Genomic DNA, 18,451 nt, shown 5'->3' with positions numbered 1-18,451 from the left:
CGGGGGCGTGGATTGAAGCTGTTTACCCTTGTACCAAGTCTGTGACCGTATGTCGCGCCCCCGCGCGGGCGTGGATTGAAACCTGCTGATATGGACATGCAGGCCGCAGAGTCGTGGTGTCGCCCCCCGCGCAGGGGCGTGGACGAGCGATCGCGCTCCCATCGTCCATGCACCTATTAGCGTCGCCCCCGCGCGGGGCGTGGATTGAAACTCGCAGGTATTGGCATCGTAGCGCTTGACTAATGTCGCCCCCCGCGCGGGGCGTGGATTGAAACATGTGGTCTGTAGCTGTCAGAAATCGGAATGTTATGTCGCCGTCATCGTAAAAGCGGATGTCCTCCTCGATCAGGCTGTAGCTATATCCGAAATCGGAATGTTATGTCGCCCCCCGCGCGGGGGCGTGGATTGAAACATAAAGCTGCCACCCCGCAGCCCTCGCTTTCCGCGCGATTCCTGGTTTTTTGCCCCTCGTCCAGGACGGACTGCCGCTGAGCTTCCGTGTCGGCTGTTTTCGCCTCGATGGTCCTGGTCGTCATCATGTTCCCCACATGCTTGGAAATGAGCGTCCCCAGGCGATATGCCGCCTTGGCATCATCGGGCTCATCAAGAGTACGCTCAGAAGGATTTTCATCCACAGCTGATCGCGGCTTGTCACTGGTTTGAAAGGAAAGGAAAAACGACTAATCAAGGCTTAACCGGGGGAAATCAAGCGGTTGAGCGCTTCAACCAATTGCTTTACAGTGAAGGGTTTGCTCAGGTAGTCATCCATGCCTGCGGCCAGGCACACGTCGCGGTCACCTTCCATGGCGTGAGCGGTCAACGCGAGAATGGGAATCCGGGAGCTTCCCGATTCCTGCTGACGGATGATCATGGTGGCTTCATAACCGTCCAGTTCAGGCATTTGGCAATCCATGAGGATCACATCATAAGCGGCGCCGGCGATGCGTTCCAGGCATTCATTTCCATTGGAGGCCACCTCGACTCTGCAGCCAAGGGATTCCAGCATGGCCTTTCCCACTTCCTGGTTTACTTCGTTGTCTTCCACAAGCAGAATTCTGCGTCCGGCAAAGCTTGAGGAAAAGGGCTTCTGCATGGGCCCCTCGTTTCCATTTCCGCCCCCGGACGCCTCTCCACTGTCTCCGGGTCTCAAGGCTTTGAGAAGCTCGGTCCGGAGGATCGGCTTGGAGAGGTAAGCGTGAACGCGGTATTCCAGGTTCTCACGATTGGTCCGGGGAATATCCGGGGAGGCGAACACAATCAGCTTCAAGTCGTCCAGGCTTGAATCCATCTGGATGACCTTGGCAAGATCGAAGCCGTTGGTCATCGGCAGCGCTGCGCCCAGGATAACGAAATCATATGGATTTCCATGCCAGACCGCCGACTGGAGCACGTGCAGAGCCCGGCGTCCGCTCTCCGCCTTTTCCGCTTCTGCCCCCAGCCCCCGCAATTGATGGCACAACATGGTACGGTCCGTTTCATGGTCATCAACGACAAGAATCTTCAGCCCCTCCAGCGATTCGTCGGGATGGAGGTCCTCTTCGGGCTTCAGAACCTTCTGTTCTTCCAGGGCAAGCGTAAACCAGAATGTGGACCCCTGCCCGGGTTGACTCTTGACACCCATCGTGCCGCCCATCATCTGGGCGAGCTGTTTTGCGATGGCCAGGCCGAGACCTGTTCCGCCGAAACGCCTCGTGACCGATCCGTCTCCCTGGGAAAAGGCCTCGAAGATGTCCTGCTGCATATCTTCCGAAAGACCGATTCCCGTGTCAGAGACTTCAAACTTGAGCCGCAGCCGCCCCCGGTCGCGGCTGAGCACGGCCACACGAACGGACACGTTGCCCTGTTCGGTGAACTTGATGCCGTTGCCGAGAAGATTTATCAGAATCTGGCGAATTCGGCAGGCGTCACCCCGCAGCGAAAGAGGCACGTCCTCCCCGATATCATAGGCCAGCTCCAGGCCCTTGCGGCGGGCGCTTTCCCTAAGGAAGCCGATCAAGTCTTCCAGGAGATTGTGGAGATCGAACTCGATGAGGGATAACTCCATCCGACCGGCCTCTATCTTGGAAAAATCCAGAATGTCATTGATGACGCTCAGGAGGGAATCGCCGGAGGAGCGGGCCATTTTCAGGAATCGTTTCTGTCGATCGGACAGATGCTCGGTGGACAGAAGTTCCATCATGCCCAGGATTCCGTTGAGAGGGGTGCGGATTTCATGGCTCATATTCGCCAGGAACTGAGATTTGGCCTTGCTGGCGCTTTCCGCATCCTCCTTCGCCTTCTTGAGAGAATTCTCCCAGCGTTTACGCTCCGTAATGTCCCTGACGATGCTCAGGGTATACCATTCGCCTTGAGTATCGAGTGAAGAGGACAGGGATATCTCCACCTGCACCCGTGCGCCGTCCTTTCGGATGACCGGCACTTCGGCGGTAGATCCCTTCAGGGGCTCTTTGCCGGGTCGCTGCAGCTTCGGCCTGTTCGCCGCATAGTCCACATCTGTCGCCGCCGGGCCCAGCAGCTCCTGGAACGGTTTCCCCATGACTTCCGTCTTGGTATAGCCGAAGATCCGCTCCGCGGCAGGATTCCAATAGGTGACCTGCCCGTGCTGATCGGTGACAACGATTCCATCGTGGGCGGATTTTGCCAGGAAACTCAACGTTTTTCTGCTCTGGTGAAGTTCGGCTCTGACCCGGCGCCGCTCTTCCTCGGACTGCAGCGCCGTGACCAGAATTCGAAGGTATTCGCGATCCGCCTCACTCAGGATTATCTGTCCGCCATAACCCAGAAAGAGTATGCCGGACTGCTTGCCGGAAAGGCTGAATTTCTGATAGACCGCTGTTTGAAAAGGGCCGCTGAAAGGGGGATGCAGGATGGACAGATCGCTTCCGGACTCCCGGAATGCGCTTTCGGACAGGACCGCCGTAAACGCCTTGCCTGGATTCAGGCGCGGATCGGCATTCCCTCGGCTCCAGTAGGCGATGGGCTTCAATGAATCCCCGGAGAGGACGGCGTATTCAACCTGGGAGGCCATGAGCTGACTTCCACAGAGGGCAACGAGGCGCTGAATGTTCTCCCTCGAGTCGATTCCGAAACTCAGCAGGCACTCATTGAGCAGCGACAGCCGTTTTTCCGCCCGCCGGCGCTCCCGGATTTCGATGACGAGTCGATCATTGGTCTCAACCAGATCCCGGGTCCTCTCGGCGACAATTCTCTCCAGGTTCTGGCGGTGGCGAAGCAGCTCCCTGTTGGCTTCAACCATTTCCTCCGAGCTCAGATCAAAGGCCCGTTCCAGCATGCCCCTGTCCTGGTCGAACTGGATATAGGTTTCGTTTACCACCTGCATCAAGGTCTTGACGGTTTCGGGGAGAGACAGGACGTCGCCCAGATATCGCTTGATCTGACGTTGGAACAATCTGTGCGGATGATCGATCATGGCTGCCTCTCGTAAAAGGTCGTGATCGTCATGGTCTGGTTGTGGAGTTCGCACTTCGCCCCAGGCCGGAAGGGGGCGATTTCCCCATAGGAGTAGAATCCGGTCAGCGCCGCCTGATCTCCCAGAACTTCCCTGACGCTTTCAACCTCCTCTTCAACCCGCTGCTTCAGGATCAGTTTTCTTCCGATGCAGCTGATCAGGATTGCAAGGGAGGGGAATTCTTCCCTGGTGGATTCACGGCTGATTCTGGCGGCCTCGCTTGCACCGTCAATGAGCCGTTCGAAGTTCGCCTTCATGAGGCGCACGATGGAGCCCTGCGGAACATCTCCGGCGAAGGTCATGCTTCCCGATTCTTCGCATACCCCCAGGATCGTGCGGACTGTATTCATGCCGCCGTTCCCGGTGCCCAGGCTCAGGGGGAACAGGAGAGCCGCAGCGGGAAGCTCCCGGGCATGCTCTCCGAGATACCGTTTGTACAGGGCGAGTGCGGATTTGTTGTCCAGTTCATAAACCGTATTTCCCACAGCCCGGGTCACCAGCCGTTCCGGTCCGAACTGGTCCCAGCCTCCGTAGGATCCGTATCCGACGGAGAGGCGGTCCCCGTAAAACCCGATGGCCACAATGGCCTTTGTTCTGAGGGCCCCATCCCAGATGACCCATGTTTCCCGGAAGCGGTCGCCGTCCGCAGACAGTCCACCCGTTATCGTTACCCGCTCCGGGAGCCCGGCCGAAAGGCCTCGCACCAGTTCGCTGCCGTTGATATTCAAACCGTCGGAGAGAACAAAGATATGACGTAGCCCGTCGCCGTTCAGGACCGCAGCCAGTTTGCGGCCGGCTTCCATGCTTTCCTCCGCGCCGTTGACATCAACTTGAGTGCCCCGCACCCGGGTGCCATCAAATCGAACGGCGGTGACGATCCCCGTGCCGTCGTTCACCTGTGTGTCGACGATCTCCCCCGCGGTCGAACAGCCTGAGATCATGGCGGCTGGATATGCCTTCCTTACAGAATCCAGAATTTCGGCTGTGCGGACAACCTTGCCGCCGCTGAATACGAGAACCAGTTGGACTTCTTCATCCGGTGCGGGGGCCTCCGGATGCCAGCTTCCGTCCGTGTCGCATGTGTACTGAACCACCTTCACAGCCAGCACCTCCTGTTGTGAAACGTGTCGCTGACGCTGCGTCCGTTATTCTGCTGTCAACGCAGTTTTTCTGTCATCGGTCTTCCTTCGGCGATTACGAAACGGTTGTCCAAAGCGGACGTGATCCTGCAGCAGAACAGTTGAAATCGCACTCAGGTTTCATCCGTAGTTGATAAGGGCACTAAATTGCTTTGCAATTGCCTTGCCATCAAGGATCTTTACGCTGCATGAAAGGTAAACAGCCGGTTCGGAAGTGATTTCCCCTTGATCGTGCAGATCCGGCCCGGTTATACTGGGTTGGGGAAAAGGGACTTCCTGTAGCGGACTTTTCTATTTCCGCGGGCCATGTCGACTCCGGATGAAGCGGGGTGAACAGGATTCAAGGGGGAAACGATGAAGCTCTTCCTTTTTGCGGCTGCGCTCCTTTTTTTCTGCGGCGCCTTTCCGGCTCAGGGCGGCGAATTCGAGGCTGAGCGAAAAAAGATGGTGAGGGAGGTGATGGCCGATGCGGCCGTGACCGCCCTTTACGTCGGAAGTTCGGCGATCAGCCCTTCCGTCATCAAGGCGATGGAGAAAGTGGAGCGCCATCGCTTTGTGCCGTCCGGACTGGTCCCCCTTGCCTACCTCAACCGCCCCCTTCCGATCGGGCATGGACAGACCATCTCGCAGCCTTACATCGTGGCGCTGATGACCGACCTGATGAAGGTCAAGCCCGGCGACAGGGTGCTTGAGATCGGAACCGGCTCCGGCTACCAGGCAGCGATTCTTGCCGAGCTGGCGGGTTCTGTGTATAGCATTGAAATCATCGAGGCGCTGGGCAGGGAGGCGGATGCCAGGCTGAAGGCGCTCGGCTGCCGCAACGTGAAAGCAAAAGTGGGCGACGGATACTACGGCTGGCCGGAAGCGGCGCCGTTCGATTCCATCATGGTGACGGCAGCCGCCAGCCATGTGCCTCCGCCGCTGATCCGGCAGCTGAAGCGGGGCGGACGCATGGTCATCCCACTGGGCACGCAGTTTCTGACCCAGTCGCTGATGCTGGTGGAGAAAAAGCAGGATGGGACCATCACTAGCCGCCAGATCCTGCCGGTGCGCTTTGTTCCCCTTACCGGCGGTCATCCGTGATGACGCGCCCTCCGCTTTTCGCCATCGGAATTCTTTCCGCCTGCGTCCTTGCCTACGAAGTCCTGTTGACGCGCCTGTTCAGCATTGCGCTGTGGCACCACTTCGCCTACATGATCATCAGCGCTGCGATGCTGGGCTACGGGGCCAGCGGAACCGCCCTGACGCTGCTGAAGGGGAGGCTCGTCCGGCGCTTCGGGGCGGCCTACGTCGGAGCCGCTGCGGCGATGGCCGTGCTGATGCCTTCGGCGTTTCTCCTGGCACAGCAGGTCCCCTTCAACCCCCTTGAACTGCTGTGGGACCCAAGCCAGCCGTTCCGTCTGCTTGCCGTCTATCTGCTGCTGATGCTGCCCTTCTTCTTTGGTGGTCTGGGAGTCGGCCTCGTTTTTGCCCTTTCCGGCAAGCAGGCTTCCCGGATCTATGCCTTCGACATCCTGGGCGCAGGCGTCGGCAGCCTGGGCGTCATTGGTGTGATGTTCGTCGTACCGCCTCCCCGGATTCTGGCCCTCCTGACGGCGCTGGCCTTCCTGGCGGCCGCCGTCGCCGTCGTCGAATTGAGGATGCGGCAGAAGTGGCTGGCGGTGCTGTTCTCCTGTTTCGCGGTCCTGGCAGCCGCGGCGATGCCTCCCTTGCCGGTCGGTCTTTCCCCCTACAAGGATCTGAGCCAGATGCTCAACGTCTTCGGGGCGCGGGTCGTCGAGGAGCGGAGCAGTCCCCTGGGACAGGTTACGGTCGTGGAAAATCTCCGTGTGCCGCTGCGGTACGCGCCGGGGATGAGCCTCAACGCAACGGCCGAACCTCCGCCCCAGCTGGGAGTGTTCGTGGACGGAAACGGCCCCTCTGCACTGACTCGGTTTGATGGAACGATCGCGCCACTGGAGTATCTCGATCAGCTCACCTCGGCGCTCCCCTACGCCCTCCTGGAACGGCCGCGCGTTCTGGTGCTGGGAGCCGGTGCGGGGAGCGATGTGCTTCAGGCGCTGTATTGCGGAAGCGCCGCGATTGATGCGGTTGAGCTGGACCGCAACGTCATCGACCTGGTCCGCGGGCGCTTCCGGGATTATGCCGGCAGCCTGTATCATCTGCCGGGCGTGACGGTGCATGAAGCCGAGGCTCGCGGCTTCGTCAACGCCGGCCGGAAGCGGTATGACCTGATCCAGGTGGCGCTGCTGGATTCCTTCGGAACGGCGTCCGCCGGACTGTATGGCCTGAGCGAAAGCTATCTCTATTCGGTGGAGGCCTTTCAAGCCTGCCTGAAGCGCCTTGCGCCGGGCGGAGTGCTGGCCGTCACCCGCTGGCTTTCACTGCCGCCGCGCGATGCGCTGAAGCTCTTTGCCACGGCGGTGTCCGCCCTGGAGAAGAGCGGCGTTCCCGATCCCGCGGATCGGCTGGTCATGATCCGCGGCTGGAAGACCGTCACGCTGCTGGTGAAAAACGGCGCTTTTTCCGCAGGGGAAATCTCGGCCATCAGGGAGTTCTGCCGGTCGCGTTCTTTCGATCCCGTCTGGTTTCCCGGGATGGAGGCCGAAGAGGCGAACCGCTGCAACCAGCTGGCCCGGCCGTATTTCTTCGAAGGGGCCGTGGCGCTTCTGGGCCCGTCGCGCCGGGCATTTATCGATTCGTACAAGTTCTACATCGAGCCGGCAACCGATGACCGGCCCTACTTCTTCCGCTTCTTCAAATGGAGGGCCGCAGGGGAGCTCTTCGCGCTTCGGGAGCAGGGCGGTATGCCGCTGCTCGACTGGAGCTACCCGCTGCTGGTGGCGACTCTGCTCCAGGCACTGCTGGCAAGCGCACTGCTGATCCTGTTGCCGCTCGGTCTGTCCCGCTGCCGGAAAACCCTTCCGGGCGCACCGGTGGCCCTGTATTTTCTGAGCATCGGCTTTGCCTTCATCTTCGTGGAGATCGCCTTCATCCAGAAGTTCACGCTGTTCCTGGCGCACCCCCTGTACGCCCTGGCGGTCACGTTGTGCGCCTTCCTGGTTTTCGCCGGCCTTGGAGGCTGGCTGGCCGGCCGCTCCCAGGCGGCGGGGAAGGTCCCCCTGGCGATTCTGGCGATGGCGGCCCTGGCGCTTCTCTATCTCGCCATCCTGCCGCCGCTCTTTTCGGCGTTGATCCACTGGTCCGATGCGGCGAAGATCGTTCTGTCCGTGCTGCTGGTTGCGCCCCTGGCGATGTGCATGGGCGTTCCGTTCCCCACGGGGATGTCGCGGCTGGCGCACGGACGCGAAGAGGCCATTCCCTGGGCCTGGGCGATCAACGGCTTCGCCTCCGTGGTGGGCGCCGTTCTCGCCACCCTCCTGGCGGTTCACCTGGGCTTTGCCGCTGTGGTTTTTCTGGCCGTCCTGATTTACGCCGCGGCCGCTGTTGCAGAGAGGAAATTCCCATGATAAAGGTCATGGTGCAGCGAGGTGTTGCAGGGCACAAGGCTCGGAATGCCCGGCTTTTTCGGGCTTTGTGCTGCCGATGACGTTGATGGGCTGATTTTTTCAGAGGAGGCGTTATGAGCCAGATTCGTGCATGGGCCGCCCCTGCGGCCGGAAAACCCCTGGAAGCTTATTCGTTCGATCCCGGTCCCCTTGCGCCGGAGGAGGTCGAGATTGCCGTCGAGCACTGCGGCATCTGCCATTCCGATCTCTCCGTGCTGACCAATGAATGGGGAAACGGAATTTACCCCTGTGTCGCCGGCCATGAGGTTGTGGGGCGGGTTGTCGCTCTCGGTGAGCAGGCAAAAGGCCTGAGCGTCGGCCGGCGCGTGGGGGTGGGCTGGAACTCCGGGAGCTGTAACCAATGCCGTCTATGCCAATCCGGAGACCAGCACCTGTGTTCCAGCGTGCAGCCGACAATTGTCGGCCATCACGGCGGCTTTGCCGAGCGGATGCGCGCCCACTGGACCTGGGTTTTCCCGTTGCCGGACGGTCTCGACAGCCGCGCGGCCGGTCCGCTGCTCTGCGGGGGTATCACCGTGTTTTACCCGCTGCTCAGCTACGCCGCCCCGACCCAGCGCGTAGGCGTCGTGGGCATCGGCGGCCTCGGGCACATGGCCCTGAAGTTCGCCGGCGCCTATGGGTGTGACGTGACCGCGTTCACCTCGAGCGATTCGAAGCATGAGGACGCCAGGGCCTTCGGCGCGCACCGCGTGATCGACTCGCGCGATTCCAGCGCTATGAAAGCCATCGCCAGGTCGCTCGATCTGATCCTCTATACGGCCAACGTGCCGCTGGACTGGAAGGCGCTGATGGCGACACTGGCTCCGAAAGGGCGGTTTCATGTCGTCGGCATGGTGCTGGAGCCGATGCTCGTTAAGGCCACAACCCTGATTGCGGCGGAGAAATGCGTCTCCGGATCGCCCACCGGCCCCCCGAGTGCCATTGCGGAGATGCTGGATTTCGCTGCGCGCCACAACATTTCACCCAGGATCGAGCGCTTCCCCATGAGCCGCATAAACGAAGCGCTTGAACACTTGAGTTCCGGAAAGGCGCGTTACCGCATTGTGCTGGATGCCGACTTCGGCTAGACGGTCGTCAGGGACGGCCCGATGAAGGATCAACGATGATTCCTCGTGTCAGCCCGTGACCATTCTTGCCCACGACGATCCAGCGCCATCCGTCCACAACCATGATCATGGGTTGATCGGTTTTCGGGGTTTTAAACCGTAGATAAATGCGGTGGTGCATCCGGCTCTGCGCAGGATGGTCCGTGTCGATGATAAAATTTCCCCTGCTGGATTTAACGGGCAGGGTGTCGCACGTGACGTCCAATTCCGTTAATTTATCCATGGAATAGAGGATTTCCCCGATGCCCGGCCGGACCACAAGCTCCAACGTGACCATGCTTTCCGGCTTGAATGCCCGTGAGCCCTGCTCAAACCACAGTTCATTTTGCCTGCCCCCCGAACCGTTGAGCCCTCCGGTGGTGACAATCTTCCCCGATTCCATGGAGGGGCCTGCCGGTGCCCGCGGAGCGTCCAGCAGTCCGAGCGGCATCCCCGATCCGAGCCTGAACTCCAGGAGACCCTGTTCCTGAAGCTTGGCGGCATCGGCTGAAATCACCCTCTTTGGAGCGATGTTCCAGGGGCCGGCGAGCTTTTTTCCCGTTTGCGCTTCGTAGACGGAAATGCTGGCCGCCGCGTTCCCGGAATTCGCGATTGCATAATGCGGCTTGCCGGCTTGCCAGTATTCCTGAACGAAGACCCCTTGATTCCAGTCCAGGCCGATGCCGGTCAATTGCCCGACCATCAGGATTGCCATCAACAGCGCCGGCATTGCCAGATCCTCCACTTGGACCGCTGGTTGTTGTAAATAAAGAAGGCCACCCGTGGGCGGCCTTTCCTGTTTCGGTGCGTTAAGATGCCTTTTCGCCTCCGCCTAAACTTTCCTTCTGCGGCGGGCGCCTGCAAAAACAGCAACCAAGCCGGACCCGAAAAGGATCATTGCGGGGGGAAGCGGGACCGGGGTTACATCCCATCCGATGACATCAAAGGCGCGGAGGTCGGCGCCGGTTATATCCTGAACGGTCGCGGAAGCCAGCGTGGGGTCCATGAGGCCGATATAGACGCCCGTCTTTTCATCAGCCTTCCAATGGCTCGCCTGCTGTCCATCTCCCGTATATCTTCCCGTTGAGAGGGACCACTTGTTATCGACATCACAGAAGTAGGATTCTCCGCCGGTAAGAAGCGAGCGGACTCCCGTCGTAAATGACGCCTCGTCGGTGGGAGTGCCGGCGCCAAAACGGAAGAGGTCCAGCGCATAAAGTGAAATTTCAGCCGTTTCCCCGATCGACAGGTAGTAATCGACGACATCAACGGCGGAGATGAAGCCGAGGACATGACCGATTTCGTGGGCGGCAACGGTTTCAAAGTCATAAGAGCCGGCGCTGACGCCATCTGAATTGTCAAAGTCAAAATTAAAATTGGTGCTGAAGGTGATGTCGGCGTCGCTTGCTCCAAACATGCCGTCCAGACCCTCATAGCCCATTGCCTTGAGGTTTGCCTTGGTCGTGGACATGTCCGAACTCAGGCTGAAACCGGATGGCAGATTGACGCTGAGCTGTGATGCGGTCGGGAGATAGGAAACGATGCCGTTGCCTGCTTCATCGGCGGCGTCCGCCACCATCAGGTTCCGCACATTGTTGTATCCCCAGGACAATGTCACCGCATTTGTTGTTCCCAGGACACCGGTGCCCAAGGCGGCCATATCGGCGTTGATCGTTACCGTGATCGGATCGGCTAGCTGCTTGCCCCAGGAATCGGCGGCGCGCTGAAATGAGCTCAACGCCGCTGCATTGCCCGCCAGCGTGGCGCCCGGATTGATGACGATGTTCGTCGCATAACCGCTTCCCGCAAAACACAGGCATATCAAACATGCCCAAAGAAAACTCCTCGATAATCGTTTCATAAGATACCCCCTGTCTAATGCAGCTCTAGGTTGAACGAATCATAAAAAAACAAGGACACCATCCCCGTTAAAGCGACTGAATTCGTTAGTTAACTAACGCCGTCTCACCCCCTTGCCGATAGACAGTTTCATCCTCTTTTGGAGCATTCCGATGGATTCCAATGCCGGTTAAAAGAAATAGACGGAAATACAATAGAAAGTTAAAAGATTTGAAAACATAAGGCAACCTTATTTTCGTGTTTCAAAATTCTTAATACGAGATAAGGGATGGATGTGTCGGTAAGGTTCAGGATTAATCCATCTTCTCTTTGCCTACGAACAGCATGCCCCAAAGGTTTTCTCCAGCCATTGCACGGTCGTTTCCAGAATTCGGGCGTAGACATCCGATTCTGGAATTCCCATGGACTTGGGAATGTGGAAGGAATGGTCGCCGCCCTCAATGACATCCAGATTCTAGGGGGCTTTCAGTTTGGCCAGGACCATCTGAAGCGTCTCCAGGGCGCAAAGCCGATCTTTTGTTCCGGCGAAAAAGAGCATTGGAATTTCGATCCGGTACAGGTGGGCGTCTCGGAGCTTTGAAAGGTCGCCTGCCGGGTGCAGGGGATAACCGAGAAAAATCAGCCCCTCTACGGGCAGCTTTTGATCGGAAACCATCGTTGACGCCACCCGTCCGCCCATGGACTTTCCTGCGGCGATGATGCGGGTCAGCTCAACGCCCGAATCCTCCGAGAAGTAACGGCAGGCCGCCTCCCAGGCCTCTTCCAGCTTTTCAGGCCGGTCCGGCGTCTTTCGCCCCTTCTCCTTATAGGGAAAATTGAAGCGCATCGTCGGATAACCCGCCTCGGCCAGGCCGTCCGAGAAGGCGACCAGAAGCGGATGCTCCATATCGTTTCCGGCTCCGTGCGCCGTGATCACTCCCACACCCTTTTGCCCTGCCGTCGGCAGGGCAAGAACGGCCGATAGAATTTCGCCTCCCGCCAGTGGGATGGTCACTTTCCGTCTTTTCATGGAAGCCCTCCAGATATTTTTTTGAAGAAAATTTGGTTGACATAGAAAATCAATCACATTATATTCGTCCCGCTTGAAGGCAGACTTCAGATATCACAAATAAGAAATCAAGTCTGCGATCTTTTATGCGGTCCATACTGGGGAATCGTTCAATGGTAGGACAACGGACTCTGACTCCGTGAATATAGGTTCGAATCCTGTTTCCCCAGCCAAACAACAAAAAGGGCTAGACGTTTATCGCTAGCCCTTTTTATATGACGTTATCTGCGCGCGGAAGCCTGAAATAGTGTTTTTCGGTCTCGGGCTGCCGCCATTCCTATGCCTGCAGCTGCTCCACGGGGCCATGAGGGGAACGGCTTTCTCTCCGATTGCCGGGACCGTGTGTTCAGGGAACGTCGCCTTTGGGATCGGTTCGCTTAGCCTTTCGGACAACGACCAAAACGCCGATCACGACATACATGGACAACGCCCCGATAAAAAACCATAGAATATACATCAAGTTCATGATCTGCTCCTGGGCCGTACAGCCTGATTTTGCCCTGTATTTATCTTGACTTAGGTGTATTCAACGGTCGTGCCACAACATGTAGCCGATCCGGAAAATATATTCATCACCGGTCTTTTTCGCCCGCCGGATGTCCTTCTGCCTGAAAAACGGCATTTTCGTTCCGACCGCTCTCATTCCTGCCGCAATTCTCTTTCTTTTTTCCGGCTCTCTGGGGAAGGGCAACCGTATTCCGGGCATCCCCATCGTTGAGAATCTGTCCCGCTCCTTTGGATCGCACAGCCTCGCCTAATGCGTGATGAAATATTTCGCAACATTCTGCGCCGAATAACCACCCGCGGTTGAAAAAGAACCGCCGACCATCAAGTCGGAACCATATGGAAAAAGGAATATGACGTTGCCGTCCGTTCCCGAACCCACACTTTTCCAATTCACGCCGTCCCAGCTCATGATGTGATTCCCTGCGTTTCCCCCGCCGGCAGTAAATGTGCCTCCCGCATACAGTTCGTTATTGTAGGATGCCAGCGTATAGATCTGTCCGCCGCCGCTGATCCCGCTGCCGACGGAAGACCAGCTGGTTCCATTCCATTTCGCAATGCTTGCTGCTGGAACACCACCGGCCGTAGTAAAGGAGCCGCCGGCATACAACATTCCATTGTGAACGGCTAATGCGGTGACCTTCCCGTTCATCCCGCTGCCCAGCGGACTCCAGCTCGTTCCATTCCACCTGGCGATATAATTTGCAGATATGCTCCCCGGATTTTCAGTTCCCTTTGAAGTCAGGTAGGCCGCTCGAGTGAAGAAACCCGACACGACCAACTCCCCGTTGTAGATCACCATGTCGGTTACGTTTGCATTCATTCCTCCACCGACGGGGTGCCATTCCGTTCCGTCAATCTGCTGGCTGAGAAAAGCGTTCTCTCGCAGATGGAAAGCGCCGCCTGCCGTGGCAAAGCTGCCGCCTGCGTTGCCCGTTGCACACAATCAAGGGAATTGACATAGCTGACATTCCGCTGTCGTCATTGCCCGCCCCACTGCTGCAGGCTGTCCAGCTTCCGCCGTTGAACTCATGGGCTGGATGAGCAGCCCAGCCACTCTCCGGGTATATACGGTGAAGTCGCCGCCTGAAAAAAGGACATTATTGAAGTTCGCCAGGGCATATACGTCACCTGAACCAAACAGGGCGTGCAATCCACTCGACTTGTCCGTCCAGGTCGTCCCATTCCATTCTGCAACACCATAACTCGCCGCGTACAGCTTTCCGGCATAAGATACGAATGAATTTACATTGCTTTCTAAACCATTGCCCAATCGACTCCAGACACCGAAACCGCGTGTCGGAGCTACGATCAAATTTGTATTGGTAAAGCTGGTCTTGTAACTCCTCCGACTTCCATCGGCGTTCATGAGCCAGACAGCCGTCTGCCCCGATGCTATCTTTCTCACGATCAGGTCGGTGATGCCGTCGTTGTCGAAATCCCCTGTTCCGACGACCGCCGTGTTCGTATCCGTAAAGATGACCTTGTAGCTTTTGCGTGTTCCATCGGCGTTCATGAACCAGATAGCTGCCTGTCCTGACGATGTTTTTCTCCGGATCAGGTCACAGATGCCGTCCTTGTTGAAGTCCCCGGTTCCGACGATTGCCGTGTTCACATCCGTAAAGATGATCTTGTCGCTTTTGCGCGTTCCATCGGCGTTCATGAACCAGATGGCCGTCTGTCCCGATGGATGCCTTTTTCACAATCAGGTCACAGATGCCGTCCTTGTTGAAGTCTCCGGTTCCGACGACCGAGGTGTTCGTATCCGTGCATGATCTTGTAGCTTTTGCGTGTTCCATCGGCGTTCATGAACCAGATAGTCATCATCCGGACGTTAGTGTTCTTCGATCAGGGTCACAGATGTCGTCCTTGTTGGAAATCTCCTGTCCTGACGACTGTGGCGTTCATATCCGTAAAGATGATCTTGTAGCTTTTGCGTGTTCCATCGGCGTTCATGAACCAGATAGTCGTCTGTCCCGACGATGCTTTTCTCCGGATCAGGTCAGTGATGCCGTCCTTGTTGAAATCTCCGATCCCAATGACGGAGGCATTCGTATCGGTAAAGATGGTCTTTGAGCTTGACCGTGTTCCGTCCGCATTCATGAACCACAGGACGGTCTTGCCAGTGGAATCATATCTCAGCAGCAGATCGGACCTGCCGTCCTTGTTGAAATCTCCTGTTTCCGCCCAGAGCATGCCGGCGCCGAGAAAGCTGAGCAGCACAAACACGATGACCCGTCTACATTTCTTCATAAGCCTGTCTTCCCTTTTTTCGTATTTCTGATCGTCGGTTCTTTGATTGTTACAAACCTATGTTCAACCTGTGAGCGGCACCCTTTTCTGAAGATCTGCACGAACGCAGATGCATGCTCAGAAACCGTCTGAAACAACGCCTCCGAAGTTTGATATCGGGGATTTATCGCAATAACTTTACAAGGAATATAAAAAAGAGTTGGGATAAGCTGGATTGCTGCAGAATCCAGTCTGCTGGACTGCTGTATACGACTCTTTGACTCCATCGAGAGAATTCTGAAAGCAAAAAAGGTCCGCGTTATTCAACACGGACCTTTTTCTTCGGTGCTTCAATCTATTCCAGCTGATGCCATGGCGCGAGGCCTATTTTCTCAGCCCTTCCTGCCCCCGGCGGCTTTCGCCCAGGAATCCCGCAGCGGGACAATGCGGTTGAAAACGGGTTTGCCGGGCGCCGTATCCGGATCGGCGCAGAAATATCCCAATCGCTCAAACTGGTATTTGAGCCCCGGCTCCGTAGTTCCCAGGCTGGATTCAGCATAACAGGAGGAGAGGATTTCCAGGGATTCCCTGTTCAGGTGCTTCGTATAGTCCTCTTCGCTTCCCGGATCCTCAATCCGGAACAGCCGGTCGTACAGCCTCACCTCGGCAGGAACGGCATGCCGGGCCGAGACCCAGTGAATCACCCCCTGAACCTTGCGCCCGTCGGCCGGCGGCGCATTCCGGGTTCCGGGATCGTAGGAGCAGTGAAGTTCGATGACCTGCCCGGTCTTTTCGTCCTTCACCATGCTTTCATATCGGATGACGTAGGCATTCCGGAGGCGGACCTCCCGTCCCGGACCCAGGCGGTGATATTTTTTCGGCGGGTCTTCGAGAAAGTCGTCCTGTTCGATGTAAAGCTCCCTGGAGAAGGGCAGCTTCCGTGTTCCCATGTCGGGATCCTGGGGATGGTTGGGGCATTCGATCTCCTCAACCAGGTCCTCCGGATAATTGTCGATCACCACCCGAAGGGGGTTCAGAACGCACAGCGCCCTGGGGGCATGGGCATTGAGGTCCTCCCGGACGCAGTGCTCCAGCAGGGAGATGTCGATCAGGTTGTCATTTTTCGCCACGCCGATCTGGGCGCAGAAGTTCCGGATGGCTTCCGGGGTGTAGCCCCGGCGGCGCATGCCCGTGACGGTCGGCATCCTGGGGTCATCCCAGCCCTGGACGAAATGGTTTTTCACCAGTTCAATGAGCCGCCGTTTGCTGAGCACCGTGTAGCTCAGGTTGAGGCGGGCGAATTCGATCTGCTTCGGACGCGGGCCCGGTATCAGTTTCTCCACGAACCAGTCGTAAAGGGGACGGTTGTTTTCAAACTCCAGGGTGCAGATGGAGTGGGTGATCCCTTCCAGGGCGTCGGAGAGGCAGTGGGCGAAGTCGTACATGGGGTAGATCACCCAGTCGGTGCCCGTCCGGTAGTGGGGCTCCCGCTTGATGCGGTAGATGATGGGGTCGCGCATGACGATGTTCGGCGAGGCCATGTCGATCTTCGCGCGCAGAACATGGGCGCCGTCGGCAAACTCGCCGGCCCGCATCCGGGAAAAGAGATCGAGGTTCTCTTCCACCGACCGGTTGCGATAGGGGCTTTCTCTTCCCGGCTCGGTGAAGCTTCCCCGGTGCTCCCGGATTTCATCGGGCGTCAGGCTGCAGACATAGGCGTCTCCGGATTGAATGAGCTCGACGGCGAACGAATAAAGCCGTTCGAAGTAATCTGAGGCGTAAAAGAGCCGGTCTGCCCAGTCGAATCCAAGCCAGCGGACATCGTGGATAATCGATTCCACGAATTCCATGGACTCTCCCAGGGGGTCCGTGTCATCCATCCGGAGATTGCAGGTTCCCTGGTACTGCTGGGCGATGCCGAAATTGAGGCAAACCGACTTGGCATGACCGATGTGGATGTAGCCGTTTGGTTCGGGCGGGAAGCGGGTGGCCACTCGTCCCTCATGTTTGTTGGTCCGCAGGTCATCGTCGATGATGTCCCGGATGAAATCCGTCGGGTTTGAAGTCGTCGGTTGCGTCATGTTACAGCTCCTTTCGCCTTGATGATTCTGCAGGCAGGACCGCCGGACAGAGGCCCTCCATCTTTCGGAAATTCCGGCGCCGCCCGCCTTGAACACCATGGTGCCCCGGGCCCGGCCCCGAAGGAAAAGCCTCTTCTGTCAAGGTCGAATGCCGGTTGGTTATCTAGTATATTCATGGAAATATATCAAGGGCATAAACTTTCAAATTTCTTCCGGATACAATGCAATTGACTTCATCGGAGTTCTTTTCTTATACTGGCTTCATAAAAATGATGCGTCATCACACGGGACCCCGTCATGACGGGAAATTGGAAAGGCTGAAATGGATATAACCTCCGCGCTTCTCATCGTCCTGGGGCTTGCCCTTTTCGAATCGATCACGAGCATCGACAACGCCATCATCAATGCCGAGACGCTGCAGACCATGCAGCCCAAAGCGCGCAGGTGGTTTCTGACCTGGGGGATCCTCATCGCCGTCTTCCTGGTCAGAGGGGTTCTTCCCTGGCTGATCGTCTGGGTCATGGCGCCGGGCGTCGGCCCCTGGGAGGCCCTGACGGCAAGCCTGACCGGAGATCCGGCGGCGCTCAAGGCCATTCAGGAAAGCTCCCCCGTTCTTCTCATGGGGGGAGGCGTCTTCTTCATCTTTCTTTTCTGCCACTGGATCTTTCTGGAACCCAAGAAAATAGGCCTGCCGGTGGAGGTCCTCATCGCTCGGCAAGGGGCCTGGTTCTATGCGGTCGTGTCGGTCTTCCTGACGGCCATCGTCTGGTTCACTCTCAAGGAGAGCCCCATGCTCGCCTTCGGGGCCGTGGTCGGCTCCACGGCCTTCTTCATCGTCCACGGTTTCAAACGCTACGCTGAAGAGCAGGAGGCTCGCATTCTGTCGGGCGACGTCCATATGACCGATATCGGGAAGGTCCTCTACCTCGAGGTCATCGACCTGACCTTCTCCATCGATGGCGTCGTCGGGGCCTTCGCCTTCACGTTATCCGTACCACTGATCCTTCTTGGAAACGGCATCGGGGCGATCGTGGTCCGGCAGCTGACGTTCTACGGTGTCGACAGGATCAAAAAGTACGTTTATCTGAAAAACGGCGCCATGTACTCCGTCTTTGTCCTGGGCTGCGTGATGCTGGCCCACGGTTTCGGGGTCCATGTGGAAGAGTGGATTACACCCGTGGCCACCTTCCTCATCGTCGGCTATTTTTTCCTCAAATCCAGATGGCATGCAAGGAAAGCCGGGAGCTCTCCCGGATAGGTGCGGACAGGGGCAGGGAACGTTGCGGGCAATGACGGGAACAGGGGGAGGTTTTTCATGAAAAGATGGGATAAAGTCCTCTATGCCTCCTTTTTCTTCCTGCTGGCCGTCATCGGCTCTCTCCAGGGAGGTCCTGCCGGATTTCCCAGGTGGATTTTCCTCCTTCTCGCCGTCGTGATCGTCGTGTACCTGCTGAACAAGGACAAAGTCGACAAGAGCTTCCGGAAGTAACCAGGAATCATCCT

At 57.6% G+C, this 18,451-nt stretch carries 14 protein-coding genes and 1 tRNA gene; 6 read left to right on the top strand and 9 right to left on the bottom strand.

The window, feature by feature from the left end; all coding sequences use genetic code 11:
- Window positions 1-691 precede the first annotated feature (691 nt).
- The gene (locus AB3175_RS02605) at window positions 692-3,430 is read right to left on the bottom strand and encodes a response regulator (protein WP_367359371.1); all 2,739 of its coding nucleotides are present in this window, start codon (window positions 3,428-3,430) and stop codon (window positions 692-694) included.
- Window positions 3,427-4,569 (bottom strand): FIST signal transduction protein, encoded by a 1,143-nt coding sequence (locus AB3175_RS02600; RefSeq protein ID WP_367359370.1) that lies wholly within the window; start codon window positions 4,567-4,569, stop codon window positions 3,427-3,429. The genes AB3175_RS02605 and AB3175_RS02600 overlap by 4 nt, the downstream gene beginning before the upstream one ends.
- Before the next feature lie 498 nt (window positions 4,570-5,067).
- Between AB3175_RS02600 and AB3175_RS02595 the strand changes: the two genes are divergently transcribed.
- The 3 genes from AB3175_RS02595 (at window position 5,068) to AB3175_RS02585 (ending at window position 9,205) form a co-directional block, all read left to right on the top strand.
- On the top strand, window positions 5,068-5,691 hold the full coding sequence (locus AB3175_RS02595) for a protein-L-isoaspartate(D-aspartate) O-methyltransferase (RefSeq protein ID WP_367359456.1): 624 nt from the start codon (window positions 5,068-5,070) through the stop codon (window positions 5,689-5,691).
- Window positions 5,691-8,078 carry an SAM-dependent methyltransferase gene (locus tag AB3175_RS02590; protein ID WP_367359369.1) on the top strand — a complete coding sequence of 796 codons (2,388 nt, stop codon included), beginning with the start codon at window positions 5,691-5,693 and terminating at the stop codon, window positions 8,076-8,078. Before AB3175_RS02595 ends, AB3175_RS02590 begins: the two co-directional genes overlap by 1 nt.
- Before the next feature lie 113 nt (window positions 8,079-8,191).
- On the top strand, window positions 8,192-9,205 hold the full coding sequence (locus tag AB3175_RS02585; protein WP_367359368.1) for an NAD(P)-dependent alcohol dehydrogenase: 1,014 nt from the start codon (window positions 8,192-8,194) through the stop codon (window positions 9,203-9,205).
- A 7-nt stretch (window positions 9,206-9,212) separates the two neighbouring features.
- Here AB3175_RS02585 and AB3175_RS02580 read toward each other — a convergent pair whose 3' ends face one another.
- From AB3175_RS02580 to AB3175_RS02570, 3 genes are all read right to left on the bottom strand, one after another.
- The gene (locus AB3175_RS02580) at window positions 9,213-9,953 is read right to left on the bottom strand and encodes a hypothetical protein (protein WP_367359367.1); all 741 of its coding nucleotides are present in this window, start codon (window positions 9,951-9,953) and stop codon (window positions 9,213-9,215) included.
- Window positions 9,954-10,055: 102 nt separating this feature from the next.
- Window positions 10,056-11,084 carry an NF038122 family metalloprotease gene (locus tag AB3175_RS02575; RefSeq protein WP_367359366.1) on the bottom strand — a complete coding sequence of 343 codons (1,029 nt, stop codon included), beginning with the start codon at window positions 11,082-11,084 and terminating at the stop codon, window positions 10,056-10,058.
- A 453-nt stretch (window positions 11,085-11,537) separates the two neighbouring features.
- On the bottom strand, window positions 11,538-12,092 hold the full coding sequence (locus tag AB3175_RS02570) for an alpha/beta family hydrolase (RefSeq protein ID WP_367359365.1): 555 nt from the start codon (window positions 12,090-12,092) through the stop codon (window positions 11,538-11,540).
- Between the two features lie 138 nt (window positions 12,093-12,230).
- On the opposite strand from AB3175_RS02570, the gene AB3175_RS02565 reads away from it, so the two are divergent.
- A tRNA-Gln gene (locus tag AB3175_RS02565) sits at window positions 12,231-12,304 on the top strand.
- A gap of 581 nt (window positions 12,305-12,885) precedes the next feature.
- On the opposite strand, the gene AB3175_RS02560 is transcribed toward AB3175_RS02565, so the two are convergent.
- From AB3175_RS02560 to AB3175_RS02545, 4 genes are all read right to left on the bottom strand, one after another.
- Complete coding sequence (locus tag AB3175_RS02560; RefSeq protein WP_367359364.1) at window positions 12,886-13,437, bottom strand: hypothetical protein; 552 nt, start codon at window positions 13,435-13,437, stop codon at window positions 12,886-12,888.
- Window positions 13,438-13,581: 144 nt separating this feature from the next.
- Complete coding sequence (locus AB3175_RS02555) at window positions 13,582-14,298, bottom strand: FG-GAP repeat domain-containing protein (RefSeq protein WP_367359363.1); 717 nt, start codon at window positions 14,296-14,298, stop codon at window positions 13,582-13,584.
- A gap of 191 nt (window positions 14,299-14,489) precedes the next feature.
- Entirely contained in the window at window positions 14,490-14,888 is a 399-nt protein-coding gene (locus AB3175_RS02550; RefSeq protein ID WP_367359362.1) for an FG-GAP repeat domain-containing protein, read from the bottom strand.
- A gap of 371 nt (window positions 14,889-15,259) precedes the next feature.
- A complete protein-coding gene (locus AB3175_RS02545; RefSeq protein ID WP_367359361.1) occupies window positions 15,260-16,948 on the bottom strand; it encodes a glutamine--tRNA ligase/YqeY domain fusion protein in 1,689 nt (562 codons plus the stop codon).
- A gap of 322 nt (window positions 16,949-17,270) precedes the next feature.
- Between AB3175_RS02545 and AB3175_RS02540 the strand changes: the two genes are divergently transcribed.
- Together AB3175_RS02540 and AB3175_RS02535 are read left to right on the top strand one after the other, a co-directional pair.
- Window positions 17,271-18,206 (top strand): DUF475 domain-containing protein, encoded by a 936-nt coding sequence (locus AB3175_RS02540; RefSeq protein ID WP_367359360.1) that lies wholly within the window; start codon window positions 17,271-17,273, stop codon window positions 18,204-18,206.
- Window positions 18,207-18,263: 57 nt separating this feature from the next.
- Window positions 18,264-18,437 (top strand): hypothetical protein, encoded by a 174-nt coding sequence (locus AB3175_RS02535; protein ID WP_367359359.1) that lies wholly within the window; start codon window positions 18,264-18,266, stop codon window positions 18,435-18,437.
- The last annotated feature ends 14 nt before the right edge of the window (window positions 18,438-18,451 follow it).

This window comes from Syntrophus sp. (in: bacteria), from assembly GCF_040768185.1.
In the GTDB taxonomy this organism is placed as follows: Bacteria; Desulfobacterota; Syntrophia; order Syntrophales; family Syntrophaceae; genus Syntrophus; species Syntrophus buswellii.
This window is presented reverse-complemented; position numbering and strand designations above follow the sequence as displayed.

Bases quoted from the DNA above. Each gene is read 5' to 3' on its own strand.
- AB3175_RS02550 (WP_367359362.1), bottom strand. From the start codon at position 14,888: ATGAAGAAATGTAGACGGGTCATCGTGTTTGTGCTGCTCAGCTTTCTC.
- AB3175_RS02545 (WP_367359361.1), bottom strand. From the start codon at position 16,948: ATGACGCAACCGACGACTTCAAACCCGACGGATTTCATCCGGGACATC.
- AB3175_RS02605 (WP_367359371.1), bottom strand. From the start codon at position 3,430: ATGATCGATCATCCGCACAGATTGTTCCAACGTCAGATCAAGCGATAT.
- AB3175_RS02535 (WP_367359359.1), top strand. From the start codon at position 18,264: ATGAAAAGATGGGATAAAGTCCTCTATGCCTCCTTTTTCTTCCTGCTG.
- AB3175_RS02585 (WP_367359368.1), top strand. From the start codon at position 8,192: ATGAGCCAGATTCGTGCATGGGCCGCCCCTGCGGCCGGAAAACCCCTG.
- AB3175_RS02540 (WP_367359360.1), top strand. From the start codon at position 17,271: ATGGATATAACCTCCGCGCTTCTCATCGTCCTGGGGCTTGCCCTTTTC.
- AB3175_RS02590 (WP_367359369.1), top strand. From the start codon at position 5,691: ATGACGCGCCCTCCGCTTTTCGCCATCGGAATTCTTTCCGCCTGCGTC.
- AB3175_RS02595 (WP_367359456.1), top strand. From the start codon at position 5,068: ATGGCCGATGCGGCCGTGACCGCCCTTTACGTCGGAAGTTCGGCGATC.
- AB3175_RS02560 (WP_367359364.1), bottom strand. From the start codon at position 13,437: ATGGTGATCTACAACGGGGAGTTGGTCGTGTCGGGTTTCTTCACTCGA.
- AB3175_RS02570 (WP_367359365.1), bottom strand. From the start codon at position 12,092: ATGAAAAGACGGAAAGTGACCATCCCACTGGCGGGAGGCGAAATTCTA.
- AB3175_RS02575 (WP_367359366.1), bottom strand. From the start codon at position 11,084: ATGAAACGATTATCGAGGAGTTTTCTTTGGGCATGTTTGATATGCCTG.
- AB3175_RS02580 (WP_367359367.1), bottom strand. From the start codon at position 9,953: ATGCCGGCGCTGTTGATGGCAATCCTGATGGTCGGGCAATTGACCGGC.
- AB3175_RS02555 (WP_367359363.1), bottom strand. From the start codon at position 14,298: ATGAACGCCGATGGAACGCGCAAAAGCGACAAGATCATCTTTACGGAT.